Origin of the sequence: Streptococcus suis (assembly GCF_024509555.1) — a bacterium.
Classification (GTDB): Bacteria; Bacillota; Bacilli; order Lactobacillales; family Streptococcaceae; genus Streptococcus; species Streptococcus suis_AD.
This window is the reverse complement of sequence record NZ_JAMWEL010000004.1, coordinates 24472-39474: the sequence shown is the minus strand read 5'-3', so window position 1 is coordinate 39474 and position 15003 is coordinate 24472. Positions and strand designations below refer to the sequence as shown.

The 15003-nt window shown below is 41.0% G+C and carries 14 protein-coding genes; 2 read left to right on the top strand and 12 right to left on the bottom strand.

The genetic code is table 11. The features are described 5' to 3' along the window. Positions 1-233 precede the first annotated feature (233 nt). From thrS to ccpA, 6 genes are all read right to left on the bottom strand, one after another. Positions 234-2183, bottom strand: a complete 1950-nt coding sequence (thrS, locus tag NF418_RS02885) for a threonine--tRNA ligase (protein WP_256778357.1) — start codon at positions 2181-2183, stop codon at positions 234-236. A gap of 17 nt (positions 2184-2200) precedes the next feature. Next, the gene (locus NF418_RS02880) at positions 2201-2530 is read right to left on the bottom strand and encodes a MazG-like protein (protein ID WP_256778356.1); all 330 of its coding nucleotides are present in this window, start codon (positions 2528-2530) and stop codon (positions 2201-2203) included. Positions 2531-2793: 263 nt separating this feature from the next. Continuing rightward, complete coding sequence (locus NF418_RS02875; RefSeq protein ID WP_256778355.1) at positions 2794-3168, bottom strand: hypothetical protein; 375 nt, start codon at positions 3166-3168, stop codon at positions 2794-2796. Between the two features lie 13 nt (positions 3169-3181). Further along, entirely contained in the window at positions 3182-4495 is a 1314-nt protein-coding gene (locus tag NF418_RS02870; protein WP_256778354.1) for a glycosyltransferase family 4 protein, read from the bottom strand. 99 nt (positions 4496-4594) lie between these two features. Next, positions 4595-5635 carry a glycosyltransferase family 4 protein gene (locus NF418_RS02865; protein WP_256778353.1) on the bottom strand — a complete coding sequence of 347 codons (1041 nt, stop codon included), beginning with the start codon at positions 5633-5635 and terminating at the stop codon, positions 4595-4597. 157 nt (positions 5636-5792) lie between these two features. Next, entirely contained in the window at positions 5793-6797 is a 1005-nt protein-coding gene (gene ccpA / locus NF418_RS02860) for a catabolite control protein A (RefSeq protein WP_256778352.1), read from the bottom strand. Between the two features lie 208 nt (positions 6798-7005). On the opposite strand from ccpA, the gene NF418_RS02855 reads away from it, so the two are divergent. After that, positions 7006-8091 carry a M24 family metallopeptidase gene (locus NF418_RS02855; RefSeq protein ID WP_256778351.1) on the top strand — a complete coding sequence of 362 codons (1086 nt, stop codon included), beginning with the start codon at positions 7006-7008 and terminating at the stop codon, positions 8089-8091. Positions 8092-8130: 39 nt separating this feature from the next. Here NF418_RS02855 and tgt read toward each other — a convergent pair whose 3' ends face one another. Further along, positions 8131-9273, bottom strand: coding sequence for a tRNA guanosine(34) transglycosylase Tgt (tgt, locus tag NF418_RS02850; protein WP_256778350.1), 1143 nt, complete (start codon positions 9271-9273; stop codon positions 8131-8133). A gap of 167 nt (positions 9274-9440) precedes the next feature. Here tgt and NF418_RS02845 point away from each other — a divergent pair, with 167 nt between their 5' ends. Continuing rightward, positions 9441-10292, top strand: coding sequence for a DUF975 family protein (locus tag NF418_RS02845; protein WP_256778349.1), 852 nt, complete (start codon positions 9441-9443; stop codon positions 10290-10292). A gap of 734 nt (positions 10293-11026) precedes the next feature. On the opposite strand, the gene NF418_RS02840 is transcribed toward NF418_RS02845, so the two are convergent. The 5 genes from NF418_RS02840 to NF418_RS02820 form a co-directional block, all read right to left on the bottom strand. Continuing rightward, on the bottom strand, positions 11027-12313 hold the full coding sequence (locus NF418_RS02840; RefSeq protein WP_256778348.1) for an FAD-binding oxidoreductase: 1287 nt from the start codon (positions 12311-12313) through the stop codon (positions 11027-11029). After that, positions 12310-13065: an FAD:protein FMN transferase gene (locus NF418_RS02835; protein ID WP_256778347.1), complete on the bottom strand. Its 756-nt coding sequence runs from the start codon at positions 13063-13065 to the stop codon at positions 12310-12312. Before NF418_RS02835 ends, NF418_RS02840 begins: the two co-directional genes overlap by 4 nt. Then, positions 13062-13547, bottom strand: coding sequence for an FMN-binding protein (locus tag NF418_RS02830; RefSeq protein ID WP_256778346.1), 486 nt, complete (start codon positions 13545-13547; stop codon positions 13062-13064). Before NF418_RS02830 ends, NF418_RS02835 begins: the two co-directional genes overlap by 4 nt. 177 nt (positions 13548-13724) lie before the next feature. Beyond that, positions 13725-14534, bottom strand: a complete 810-nt coding sequence (locus NF418_RS02825; RefSeq protein ID WP_256778345.1) for a hypothetical protein — start codon at positions 14532-14534, stop codon at positions 13725-13727. 24 nt (positions 14535-14558) lie between these two features. Beyond that, positions 14559-14993, bottom strand: a complete 435-nt coding sequence (locus NF418_RS02820; RefSeq protein ID WP_256778344.1) for a CoA-binding protein — start codon at positions 14991-14993, stop codon at positions 14559-14561. Positions 14994-15003 lie beyond the last annotated feature (10 nt).

Genomic DNA, 15003 nt, shown 5'->3' with positions numbered 1-15003 from the left:
GGTTCCCCGAACCTTTTTGTAGCGAACTTTGTTCGCCTTATCTCCAACCTCCAAAGGTTCCCCGAACCTTTTTGTAGCGAACTTTGTTCGCCTTATCTCCAACCTCCAAAGGTTCCCCGAACCTTTTGAGCTAGCCTGATTTTGATTTTCATTGAGTACTACCAAACCTCCCAGCCAATCGGTTGGGATTTTTTTCTGCCAAAAAAGAAGCCCTTTCGGACTTCTTACTTTATTTATTCAGCTTCAGCTGGACGTGACTTACGGGCAATATCTGCTAGGATATGGTCCACAAATTCTGATACAGACTGAGTTTGTGTTGCCTTGCTTCCGTAACGACGAACGTTGACAGCATTGTCTTCCATTTCCTTGTCACCGACGATGAGTTGGTATGGAATCTTGCTAGTCTGGCTCTGACGGATCTTGTATTGCATCTTCTCGTTCCGCTCATCCACGTGTACGCGAACGCCACGGTCTTGCAATTCCTTAGCAACCTTCCAAGCGTAATCCAAGTGAGCTTCCACAGAGATTGGAATCATAGTCACTTGGGTTGGAGCCAACCAAGTTGGGAAGGCACCCTTGTAGGTTTCAATCAAGATAGCCGTGAAGCGTTCCATGGTCGAAATAACACCACGGTGAATCATGACTGGGCGGTGTTCTTCACCGTCAGCACCGATATAAGTCAAACCAAAGCGTTCTGGCAAGAGGAAGTCTAACTGAATAGTTGACAAGGTTTCTTCGTTACCAAGGGCAGTTTTCACCTGAATATCCAATTTCGGACCGTAGAAGGCTGCTTCACCCTCAGCTTCAAAATAGTCCACACCCATTTCATCCATGGCACCCTTCAACATACGCTGAGCATTTTCCCACATCTCATCGTTATCGTAGTACTTCTCTTTGTCCTCTGGGTCACGATAAGACAGACGGAAACGATAGTCGTTTAGGTTGAAATCTGCGTACACATCGATAATCAACTGGAGAGCTTTTTTGAACTCTTCTTGGATTTGTTCAGGTGTGACAAAGATATGACCGTCGTTAAGAGTCATCTCACGTACACGTTGCAAACCAGTAAGAGCACCAGATTTTTCATAGCGGTGCATCATACCAAGCTCAGCGATACGTACTGGCAATTCACGGTAAGAACGCACATGGTTTTTGTAAACTTGAATGTGGTGCGGACAGTTCATCGGACGAAGAACAAACTCCTCACCGTCGCCCATATCCATAGTTGGGAACATGTCTTCTGAATAATGCTCCCAGTGACCCGAAGTCTTATAGAGTTCAACAGAAGCCAACGGTGGCGTATATACGTGCTGGTAGCCTGAAGCCAATTCCTTGTCTGTGATGTAACGCTCCAAGGTACGACGGATAGTCGCCCCATTTGGCAACCAGAATGGCAAACCTTGACCAACTTCTTGACTAATCATGAAGAGTTCCAATTCCTTACCAAGTTTACGGTGGTCACGTTCTTTGGCTTCCTCACGCATTTGAAGGTAAGCCTTGAGATCTTTCTTGTCAAACCAAGCTGTACCATAAACACGTTGCATCATTGGATTTTCGCTCTTACCACGCCAGTATGCACCAGCCACATTGAGCAATTCAAAAATCTGGATACGGCCTGTTGACGGAACGTGTGGCCCACGGCAGAGGTCAACGTATTCGCCCTGTGTATAAATGGTCAAACCGCCTTCGTCATCAGAATGTTCCTGAATCAATTCCAACTTGTAGGGATCATTTTTGAAAATCTCAAGAGCTTCTTCCTTGGTCACCTCACGGCGTTCTGAAGGGAAGTTTTCCTTGACAATCTTCATCATTTCTTCCTGAATACGTGGCAGGTCTTCATTTGAAATCTGACCTGCTGCATTGTCCGTATCATAGTAGAAACCATCCTGAATAGCAGGACCAACCCCCAACTTGATATCTGGGAAGAGACGACGAGCCGCCTGGGCAAACAAGTGAGCTGCCGAGTGACGCAAGATGTCTAAGGCATCCTCATGGTCAGGTGTTACGATTTCAAGCGTGCCGTCCTCTTCAATGGCACGAGTAGTATCAATCAATTTACCATTGAACTTACCTGCAAGAGCCTTTTTCGCCAAAGACTTGCTGATGCTCTCAGCAATTTCAAAAGTAGTTACGCCAGCCTGGTACTCACGAACAGCACCATCTGGGAAAGTGATTTTAATCATGTTTATCTCCTTTTTATTTATTTTTTAATCCCCAATAACTCTTCTTTCTGAGTTAAAAAGGTTTCCATTTCTTTTTGAATATCAATATCCAAGCGGTCAGCCAGTTCAATCAACCACCAGATATTTTCAGCCATTTTATGCTCCAAGCTATAGGGCGTTTCGTCATAGTAACGACCCTGCTTGGTCATAATTAGACGGTTCATATTGCCAATATCATTGGTCAAAGCCAAGAGGTCTTCCTCAATAGACCACTCTTTGTCGTGGTGCTTGACCTCCAACTCTCTGTAAGCCTTGCGAATGGCTAGGCAACGGTCAATCGTTTCTTGTGGAATGCTAGTCAACTTCATCTCCTTATTTTGTCAAAAAAGAAAACACGACGCCCTCACAAAAGGACGTCGTAACGTGGTTCCACCTTCATTCGCAGTCACGCTAAAAAGCCTGACTACCTCAGATTGGCGATAAGGGAACCACCCTTTTATGTTTGCATAAAATCCTACCGAGTAGTGTCAATCCTATCCTCTATGTGCTTGCACCCACCGCACACTCTCTCAAAGATTTCCTAGAATTGATAAGTCTCTAGAGGCTATTATAACAAGGATTTTCTGATTTTTCAAGGATTTTTCTTCATTTTCTTTCTTAAGGAAAATAGCAGAGCTCCTAACCCGTTTCCCATGATAACACAAAGGGTATAAGCAATCTGGTAAAGAACTATCCACTCTTGAAAGAAAAAAATAGTTACAGGATAAAGCAGAAAGACTAGTATCAAAAGCCAAATAGAAAAGCCCTTGAACAGTCCGTAAACTAGTCCCAAAAAAAATAATGCTACCGGAGTGTATATTAGAATATTTCCAACAACAAGACCCTTAGAAACTATAGTATCACTGACTAAATGAAATGCTATCAAATACATTCCTGCATACATGAATAAAATCACCATTATTGCTGGAATGAAGACTTTCCAACTAGATTTCTGTCTCTTTTCCATTTTCAACACCTAACTAATCAAAGAAATTTCGTATAGAACGAACTTGCTGAACAGATTTTTTAAGTATTTTTACAGTGGTATCAGTTGATTGAACCATAACTTTTTGAGGTAGATAGATAGCTTCTTTTAACAACACCTCTGCAACGCTATCTTGAATAGTATGTTCCTTACGAAAATCATAAGAAATTTTCAAATCCAGATAGTACTCGTACACACGTCGACCAAAGTTTGTAGATGAAATCTCATATAATTTTTTCTCTAACACATGGGCATTCATTGGTGGCGTCGCAACAATAGCCTCAACCACTGCGTCTGCTAGTTCCTGCTCACGTACAAAGAGGGTTCCAAACATCTTATCCGTAACGACATTTTTCAGGTAGGGATTGGCATGAGCCAAAATAGGGGTGCCTGAAGCCAAACTTTCTAAAAATGTAAGTCCTTGCGTTTCACTGGTTGATGCTGAAATGAAGAAATCCGCAGCCTTGTAATAGAGGGCTGTATCGCTCGGTGCAATCATCCCTGTTAATTGAACATTAGACGAGAGATCGAGTTCAGAAATCATTGACTGCAATTCAACTGCATAGGGGCCGCCACCAACGATGACCAATTTTACTTTTGGATTTTCCGAAAGGATTTTTGGCATAGCTTTGACAATTGCCTGAATGTTCTTTTCATGAGAAATACGCGAGAGACTGAGCAACATGGTTTCATCTGATTCGATACCTAACTGTTTCCGAAGTTCTGCAATATCCTCTTCTGAAATTTCCGGACGATCAAACTTAGCTAAATCAATTCCTGTAGGAATAACACGCTTTGAAATCGGGATATCGTAACCAGTTAATAAATCCTCAACTATCTCACTAGGACAAATAACCCCATCCAAATCTCGAAAAAATGCACGTACAAAATATTTAATCATACTTGGACGAATAATCCGCCCTTTTGCAATATAATGCACATAGTCTTCATACTGAGTATGATAGGTATGTACGACTGGAATACCCAATTCTCTCGCCACCATCTTACCCAATATGCCCAAGGCAAACTCTGTATGAGTATGAATGATATCCAACTTGTAACGACTAGCAATTTTTATTGCATCTGTAAAGCCTGCATAGGCTACTCGCCGATCCTTGAATGCAAAAAATGGAACACTGGGAATTCGAATGATATCCCAATCTTCATAACGATTCACATCCTCATCTGTCGTTGTAAAAATAAAAACAGTATGTCCAAGTTTTTCCAACTCTGTTTTTAAAGTTCGTATGGAGGTAGCTACCCCCGACACTTGTGGAAAATAAGTATCTGTAAATAATCCAATCCGCATCTACATCTCCATTATCGTTCTAGAATTTGCTGCTAGTAATCACTCCATTTTTTATCGTTCCTATTTGGAGCAATCTAATCCCACAAATGACGTTGTCAACTACTTTTGTAGTTTGTACTGCTCCCGATAAAACCTTAACCAGCGGTCCAGCATCACTTCTGGTGAATACTGTTCTGAAATCTGTCTCGATTTTTCTCTCAGTTCCTGCACAAAATCACTATTCTGACTCAATTCCTTTACCTGATCTTTCATCTGATGTATATCTTTTACAGGCAAATAGTATCCATCAAGAATAACCTTATACAACTCAATATCTCTCAGCATGATAGCTGTCCCACAACTAGCTGCCTCTAGAATAGTCATTGGGAATAGTTCGCTATAGCTTGGCAAGAAAAAGATATCAGCTGCACCATATAAGCTTCTCATTTCCTCAGCCTCAATAATACCTGTGAAAATCAGATTCTTTGGAGGATTACTCATCAATTTTCTATATTCAGCATGACCTTCCGTGATACTGCCAAAAGAAAATCCACCAGCCCAGATAAAAGTGATTTCAGGCAATAAAGTAGCCAACTGAGCAAAGTCATCAATCCCTTTTCGCTTTTGAACTTGACCTGCTCCCATTACAACAAAATCATTCGGGCCGATTCCATATTTCGACCGTACCTTCTTTTTCTCATCGTCTGAAACAGGATACCACTTTTCTCTATTGACAAAATTTGGTAAAAAAGTAATTTTCTCTCGTGAGATACCATGTTCCACTAGGTCATCGATGAAAGTCGGATTAACCACCACCAAGGAATCCATTCTGTTATAAAAACTAGTCACATATTTAGCAACAAGTGGTTCAAATAATTTGGGAATTTGAAGACTTCCCTGCAATGTTTCTGGCAAAAAGTGAACATAGCCAACTTTTCTACCAACTCGTTTTTTGAAAAATGTAGTCAAGTAAAATAAGGGGTCAATAGTATGATAATGGGTTATATCAGCTTTAGCAAACAGTTCTTCCTGAATACTAAGCTCCCCAGTACCTTTTTCACGTAACAGATGCATTAACTCACGGTAAGCACCCGATACTCCTTGACCTTTCACTTTTTCGCTTGAACTAAGCATATTGATTACAAGTTTCTCTGTTGTCATACAACTATTATACACTACTTTACCTAATATTGAAATAATCGTACTAATTCTGTTTGTGATAATTGAGCATTAAAGCAACTCATTAAGGTTATTGCATGATTATTTTGTACTACATTAACAAAAAGAGTCGAACCTTTCGATTCGAACTCTTGAACTATTATTTGGTTGACTTACGTTGCTTAATCCCATGATTCAAGATAACCTCTCGATTATCTAATTCTTCCTTGTGCATAATCTTGGTCAGCATACGCATTGCAATTGCACCGATGTCATACAATGGCTGATTAATCGAGGTCAGGTTTGGACGAGTGTACTTGGTCACAAGTGAATCATCGCTAGTGATAATTTCAAACTCCTCTGGTACCTTGATACCCTTGTCAGAAATACCATTGAGTAAACCTGCTGCAATCTCATCCTCTACCACATAGGCCGCCGTTGCTCCGGCATTCAACACACGTTCTGCTAAGGCATAACCTTCTTCATACTTGTATTTTGATTCAAAGACAAGCCCTTCATTAAATTCAATACCATTGTCTTTCAATCCTTGCTTATAACCTGCAAATCGCACCTTACCATTGATATCATCCACTAGTGGACCTGATACAAATGCAATCTTTTTATTATGCTTAGCAAGAAGATTGATAGCATCTGCACTAGCTACTGCATAGTCAATATTTACACTCGGTAATTGTTTTTCCAAGTCTACAGTACCAGCTAAGACAATCGGTGTACGAGAGCGCGAAAACTCTGCGCGAATCTTATCTGTCAAATGGTAGCCCATGAAAATGATACCATCTACCTGCTTAGAAAAGAGCGTATTGACTACGTTGATCTCCTTCTCATCGTTCTCATCACTATTGGCAAGGACAATATTGTATTTATACATATCTGCAATATCGTCAATCCCTTTAGCTAAAGTAGCAAAGTAAGCATTAGCAATGTTTGGAATCACAACCCCCACAGTAGTCGTCTTCTTGCTGGCCAACCCTCGGGCAACAGCATTTGGACGATAATCCAAACGATCAATAACTTCTAATACTTTTTTGCGAGTATTTTCCTTTACGTTCTTATTACCATTTACAACACGCGAAACTGTTGCCATCGATACTCCAGCTTCGCGAGCAACATCATAAATCGTCACCGTATCGTCAGTATTTAACATACCTGTTACTTCCTTTCAATATTATTCTATTTCTATGAAAATTACGCTTTCACTCCATTATAGTTTATCACTTTTTGAAACCACTTTCAAGAGAAAACGGCGATTTTTTTGATAATACTTGCAATTTTTTTCATTTTTTGAAACAATAGTCTATATAATAAACGAAAATTTCATAATGATTATCAATTAATATAGGAAGGTATACCTTATGTCCAAACTAAATCAAGTCAAATCCTATCTCGAAGCCAAGAAACTGGACTTGGCTATTTTCTCCGACCCTATTAGCATCTACTACCTGACAGGTTTTCATAGCGATCCGCATGAACGACACATGATGCTCTTTGTCATGCCTGACTATGATTCCCTCCTCTTCCTTCCAGCCTTGGATGTGGAACGTGCGGTAGCAACCGTTGACTTCCCAGTGGCTGGCTATATGGATTCTGAAAACCCTTGGAAGATTATCAAGAGTAAACTACCACAGAAACCATTCTCTGCTATCGGTGCTGAGTTTGACAATCTCAACCTAACCCGCTACCACGGTTTGCAGTCCATTTTTGACCAACCTTTCTCTGATTTGACACCACTAATCAACACCATGAAGTTGATTAAGTCCCGTGATGAGATTGACAAGATGCTGATTGCCGGTGAGTTTGCGGACAAGGCCATGCAGGTCGGCTTTGACAATATCTCCCTTAATGTGACCGAAACAGATATTATCGCTCAGATTGAGTTTGAAATGAAAAAGCAAGGCATTTCCAAGATGAGTTTCGATACCATGGTCTTGACAGGTAACAATGCTGCAAACCCTCACGGTATCCCAGGAACAAACCGCATCGAAAACGATGCTCTGCTATTGTTCGACCTAGGCGTCGAAACCTTGGGCTACACCTCTGATATGACGAGAACTGTCGCTGTCGGTCAACCTGATCAGTTTAAAAAGGATATTTACAACCTGACTCTTGAAGCCCACATGGCCGCAGTCAATATGATTAAGCCAGGTGTGACTGCTGGAGAGATTGACTACGCTGCTCGTTCGGTCATTGAAAAGGCGGGTTATGGTGAGTATTTCAACCACCGGCTTGGGCATGGTCTGGGCATGAGTGTCCATGAGTTTCCGTCAATTATGGAGGGCAATGACCTGGTTATCGAGGAAGGCATGTGCTTCTCTGTTGAGCCTGGTATCTATATTCCTGGCAAGGTCGGTGTACGCATTGAAGACTGTGGCTATGTGACTAAAAACGGCTTTGAAGTCTTTACAAAGATGCCGAAAGAACTTTTGTATTTTGAAGGATAAAAAACAAGCCTCCTACAAATCTGTAGGAGGTTATTTTGTCTAAAAATTTCGACCGTTTTTGCCGTAGCCGTATTTTTCTATAAAGTCCTGACGGAATTCGAGCAGGTTATCGTCCATGATAGCCTGACGAACATTTTTCATAAGGTTAATTAGGAAGAAGAGGTTGTGGTAGCTGGTCAAGCGGATACCAAAGGTTTCATCTGCCTTGAGCAAGTGACGGAGATAGGCACGGGTATAGTTTTTACATGTGTAGCAATCACATTCTGGATCAAGCGGGGTAAAGTCTTCTGCAAATTGGGCATTTTTTACCACCAAGCGACCTTGACTAGTCATGCAGGTGCCGTTACGAGCGATGCGGGTTGGCAAAACACAGTCAAACATATCCACGCCACGGATGACGGCATCAATCAAACTATCTGGCGCCCCTACTCCCATGAGGTAGCGTGGCTTGTTCTCAGGCAACAATGGTGTTGTGAAGTCCAGTACGGCATTCATTTCATCGTGGGTCTCACCAACAGCTAGACCACCGATAGAATAACCTGGGAAATCCATGCTGACCAGGTCTTGAGCAGACTGACGACGGAGGTCTTCAAAACCAGCCCCTTGCACGATTCCAAATAAGCCTTGGTCATGCGGACGTCGGTGAGCCTTGAGACCACGTTCTGCCCAACGGCTGGTTCTTTCGATGGATTTTTTCACATAATCATAAGGCTGGTAAAACTGTGGACACTCATCAAAGCTCATCATGATGTCTGAGCCTAGATTGTTCTGAATGGAAATAGCCTTTTCAGGTGACAGGAACATCTTGCTGCCGTTGAGGTGGTTCTTGAAGGTCACCCCTTCTTCTGAGATATTGCGGCTATCCGCCAAGGAATAAACTTGGAAACCACCTGAATCGGTCAAAATTGGCTGGTCCCAGTTCATAAACTTGTGCAAGCCACCTGCTCGAGCAATTAACTCATCGCCTGGACGAAGCCAGAGGTGATAGGTGTTGGATAGGATAATGCCTGAGCCCATTTCCTTCAACTCTTCTGGCGACATGGTCTTAACCGTTGCCTGTGTCCCTACAGGCATAAACATAGGGGTCGGGAAGGTCCCGTGGGGTGTGATAATCTCCCCTAAACGAGCACCTGTGTGCTTTTCTTTCTTAATCAAGCGGTACTTGATTGGAACATCTGTCATAGTTACCTCCAACTAGGAAAAACAGTCCTAGGAATTTAATCTTGTATAGCTAATCGGTCAGCTTTACAAAAAACAACCAATTGCCACAGCATCTTCCAGTCTATCAAAAAAAAACTTTCTTGTCACTTAGAATTATGTTACAATGTTTTGGTAAGGAGATTATGTAGATGTTTACAATTTATAGTATACGTGAAAAAGCTCGCCAAACATTAAATGAAACAAGTGGTATCTATCAACTTGTGGCCATCCCTGTTTTCATTTCCCTTGGCCTACAATTATTTACTTCTGCTAGAAACAATGCAGCAAGTTTAGCCGACCTCACACCTGAACAAGTTCTCAACCCTAATTATCTGGTCTCAAGCTCACTATTCCATATCCTCTCCGGTCTGCTACTTGGTCTGTTGTCTCTCTCTGCACTGTTGACCCTATTCAATCTTGTAAAAACGTCAAAGAAGACCAGTAGTTATAAAGATATTTTTTCTGTCTTTAATCATCCTCGATTCAGCAAAATTCTTTTGACCTACCTTCTTAAGAACTTCCTATTGTTTCTATGGGGAATGCTCTTCTATTTTGGTCTAGCAATGCTTATCTCTAGTCTAGGAATCGTAATCGCTTTTATTATTGCCTCTAGTCTAACAGAACCAAATAGCCTACCACAAGACGTCCTAGCAATGCTGTCATTAACATTTTTAGTTGGTGTCGTTTGTTCCATTGTCGGATTTGCTATCTATATCCCCCAGTATTATGCTTACTCTCAAGTAGAGTGTATTCTGTTTGAGCAATTAGAACGTGAGGAATATATGAGTGCCTACTCTATCATCAAATCGAGTCGAAAATTGATGAGAGGCTATAAATTCAAGCGTTTCTTGCTGGATTTTTCTTTTCTAGCTTGGTTTATCCTCGTCATCATAACCTTTGGTTTGGCAGGATTTTACGTCTATCCGTATTACTATTCTAGTCAGATTCATTTTTATGAAGCGATTTTGGAAGACCAAGCAGAAAAATTATATTCATTATAGGTCGATGAAAAATCGGCCTTTTTTCATCAAAATCTTCATACTTATTTGATTATTTACCGAATATTTCCTAATTCTTTTCATTTTTGTCGATAATTAAAAAAAAGAAAATGTAAATTACTAGAAATATTTAACGTCTTATGTTATACTATTAATTGGGGGTGGCGACATTCTCTTGTTACAAGAAATGGGTGCTGAAACAGGTTCCTTCCTTTCTATTTTATTTACGCCATGTGTAGTAGCTTGTTTCAACTCCGCCATTCCCTTTTACCCCTTAGAGTAGTCCATTACCTTGTGTATTGGGCTGCTTTTTTGTACTATATGCTTATTTTTCAATAGATACTATAGTGGACTGGATTAGAATCAAAATATTTCTAATTTGATAAAATTGAGAACTATAAAGCCATTTGAGTGCAGGCTACTGACACTATCACACAAAGTTATCCTTTCCTAAAGCAATCTTTTAAAATTTTAATCTTGAAAGCTAATCAATCACACAGAAAGAAAAGAATACCGTTCAAAAATCGAGATCAGACCTTGTTGGCTTGATTAGATCAATGAAAAACTAGTGTGGAGTTGTTCGGTCTGTTCACTTGAAATATGAAGAAACATATGCTATCTGTTTCTACGTCGCCTAAACTGATTTTGATTTTCATTGAGTATAATGACCATAAAAAAAAGCTGGTCTTCAAGAAGACCAGACTCATTTTTTGATATATCTTATACATTTTGAAGGATTACCAACCAAATTCTTCATAGAAGATTTGTGTTTTTGGCACTCCATTTTTTGCCAAGGCCTTGATCCAGTGACGAGCCATAACTGGCGGGCCTGACACTAAGACTGTCAATTCATCAAAGTCATTTGGCAAGGCAGATAAGACTTCTGCTTCTTCAAAAGCACCAATTTTACGGACAGCTTTAAAATTATTTCTTTCTGATTCCCAGAAGTTAAATTTTTCGCCATAGATCAAGGCTGCCTCTGTAGTGGCACCATGGAAAACAGTCATGTCAATTTCTGGGAATTGATCAATCACGGATAGTAATGGCGTAATTCCAATACCACCTGAAATCATGATGATATGCTTAGGCGCTTGATCCTCTACGACAGTTTGAAACATTCCGTAGCCTCCATCAACTCGAACACGAGCTGGAGCTGCAACAGTTTGTAAGGTACGAGTAAAGTCCCCATCTCCACGAATAGCTAATGTAATCTGATCCCTGTCATCAGGGGCATTGACAATAGAGAAAGGATGGGGCTCAGCTAAACCTTTTGCACCTGGGAAAGAGATAAAGACGAAGTCTCCCGCTCTCATTTTAGAAGCCTTGCCTTTTGGTAGCTGAATCTGTAACTCACGGATATTTTCAGCAATCTCTTGATTTGCAACCAATTTGGCCATATACCCTTTTGCATTTGGATTGAATTTGGCCCAGAGATATGACAGGAATACAAAACCAGAAGCTAAGTAGAAGACCGTCATAAAGCTAGTATTTGCACGGATATAATCAATCAACTGGACATGGACAAAAATCAAGAATGTTGCCAACAAGTTCAAACGATGGAGCCATACAGATACTTCGTGTTTAAAGGTTGTTTCCAGTTTGCGTTTTAGGTTAGCGAGGAAACGAATTCTAGATGTTAACCAGCCCGCCATGAAGACCATTGAATAAATGGCTAAGGACAGGAAGATGAGAAAGGCGATATTACCAGTTTGTTGAATCAAGCCGTAAGATGGCAAGAGATTCTTATGCATAAATGAAAAGTAAATAGCCACCAGACTGAGTATACCGTGAATCATATAGGCTGCTGGTAGGCCAATCAAGCGGTCTAACCACTTAGGTTTAGTACCTATGTAAATCGCCAAAAGCATCCAGACATAGGCAACAATCCCTAAGGCAATACTGATTTTCATTTCTCCGAATCCTGTAGGTAAGCCTGTTACGAAGGTATAAATAAATGGAAATGGCAGGATGAATAAAGCGGCCATCCAGGCTAATCCTAGAGCATAATTATTTTTCTTTATCACGAAATGAATTCTCCTTTTTGAAAAAATTGTAATTGTTGAGACTTGATATACAAGCCACTGAGCTGTTGCTGAGCAATAGCTTCCTTCAATGTATTTTCTGGCATACTTAATCCAGCCGTGGCCCAGACATCTGCTCTTGTCAGACTACTATCCATAAATGTAATCTGTTGAAGGTCATTCTTGGCTTGGATATGCTGACCTCGTTTGCTGTAGCCAGATGTGGCAATGGCCCCATTCTTGGCTGTAAATACGGCAAGGATTTCTTGTAGATTTTCAGGATTTTCGATACCAATTTTCCAGACAAAATCACTTGTATCCTTGGTTGCAAACTGCATATCTCCTCCTCCATTTAAGCAAACTGCTTCAACATCTGGATGTTGGAGGTAGGGATGGAGTTTATTTTGAAAGATTTTTTCAATCACCCACCCCTTGACCAGACCAGTTGGATCATAGCACCCTTTATAGTAGGGATCAAAGGCCCCCTCTGTTTCTTGATGAGCCATTTCTGCTAAGGCAAAAACTTCTTGAAATTCCTGGTCCAACAAAACTGATCTATCTCCGTCTTGAAAGCGACATACCAAGGAACTTGGACGAAAGGCTGAAAATTTCTCTTCCAAGCGTTCTAGCTCAGTCAGTATAGCCATGTTTAGACTTTCCAACTCATCTTCCAATTGACTTGCTTGTGTTACTGCCAGACTAATGGTAAAGGGCAGGGTCATGGCTTCAACTGTTCGGTTTATGATGTTGATCATGAAGCTTGGTTAATGGCATCTTGTAAGGAGCCTGTAAAGCCATTATAGGCTTCCGTTGCTCCCGAAATTTGATTGACTTGAGCAGATTGATTGGAAATGGCTTCCGCGGTATAGGTAGGCAGAGCACTATCGTTTATTTCCTGCGATCTCGGATTATCATTTGGATATTGTAAAATTGAGATGTCACTGATCACTCCACTTGCTACTGTCAGCTGTACCTGGTAGTCCCCTCGGTTGGTTGATGTTATTGCACCTGTATAGGTACCATCTGTCAAGCCTGTGGATTGGCTAGAGCTTGCTTCACTTGTCCCTGCTGCTTGACTGCTTGAACTGACTTGATTAGAGCTACTTGCAACCTGACTGGAGCTGCTGGTAGTGGTTTCTGTTGCCGTATCCGTCTGGAAAAAGAGCAAGAAAGCGTTATAGGCTGCTGCGGCCAAGGCTAGAAGGGCGATAAGAGCTGCTGTTATTTTTTTCTTCATTATTTCCTCATTTCTTCGTAGAAAACATAGGTTTTCAGTCAATTTTCACACAGTGATTTCCAATTATAGCACATTAAAAGATTCAATGGCAAGCAAAGAATCTCCAATTATCGCTATTTTAAAAATGCTTTAAGAAAGCTTTAAGAAAAGGCCCAGGGCAATCCTGAGACCTTATTTTTATTGTAATAATTGCCAATTCAAAACATCTTGAATAGCCGTACTTCTTTCTGGCAGGACTTCTGGTCCATCAGAAGTAATTTGACCTGTATGAGTATTTAGAATAAAAGTTCCAACTGTATAGGCCTGACTTCCATCAGTAGCCAGGCGATAGATAGTTCCATGACTTTCTGGCCGATAGCCGTCCAAAAAGAAGCTGCTGATTAGACCATTATCAAAAATATCTACATATACTCGAACATTTTCGGAAGAAACCAAGCGAGTTGGGTAGGATTCATTTCCCCAAATGGAGAAAATAAACTTGTGATTTCCACCAGTTGCAAGCAGGAGTTCTAACTGACCATTTCCGTCAATATCATGCAAGGCATAATAAAATGCAACAGAGGGGTCGATATTTTTTAGGTAGCCCTCTTCCACCGTTGGATCATCAAAAGTTCCGCCACTTCTCAACACTCTTATCCACTTACTATAGGTATTTAAGATTGCTTGATAATTGGGGTGAAGAGTGGGTTGGCTAGGTGGAACTACTTGACTACTTTCCTCAGATTGACTGGTTTGGGTTTGACTAGAGCTTTCAGTAACTAAGCTGCTACTAGGACTGGTGCTTGTCGCTGAACTCATAGTTGAGCTTGTGGTTGACGAGCTGGTCGAGTTCGTTGAAGTGCTGGTTGAGGAACTGATTTTAGTAGAACTGCTAGTAGTTGAAGAGGTAGTATCGACAGACCTAGTCTGGCTAGAACAGGCTAGTAAGGTGACCAACATGACCACCGATAATCCCAAGTAAATTACATATTTCATAGGCAATTTCATCACAAAACCTCCTATTTTATAACCTTAAACTTCCTGCATCTCCAAATATTCAATCTTGATACACTTATTCATGACAATGTCATTGCGACCTGCTTGACGTAGAATGTCTTCTGCTTCTTGGCTTTCTAAACCGAGTTGAGCCCAAAAGATTTTCGCATCTGTCTGAACAAATTCACGCGCTACATCTGGCAGAAACTCAGACCGACGGAAGACATCAACGATGTCGATTGGTTGGTCGATTTCCAAGAGGCTAGCATAGACCTGCTCTCCTAGGATGGTCTCGCCTACTGCCCTTGGATTGACAGGAATAATCTTGTAGCCTGCTTCTTGCATAAGCTTTGATACCCGATAGGCCGCAGTTTCTTCACGGCTAGATAAACCAACGACTGCAATAGTTTTAGATTGTTTCAAGTAGTCAAAAATGACAGCTTGACTAGGATTTTGAAATGAATAGGTCATAGCTTTCTCC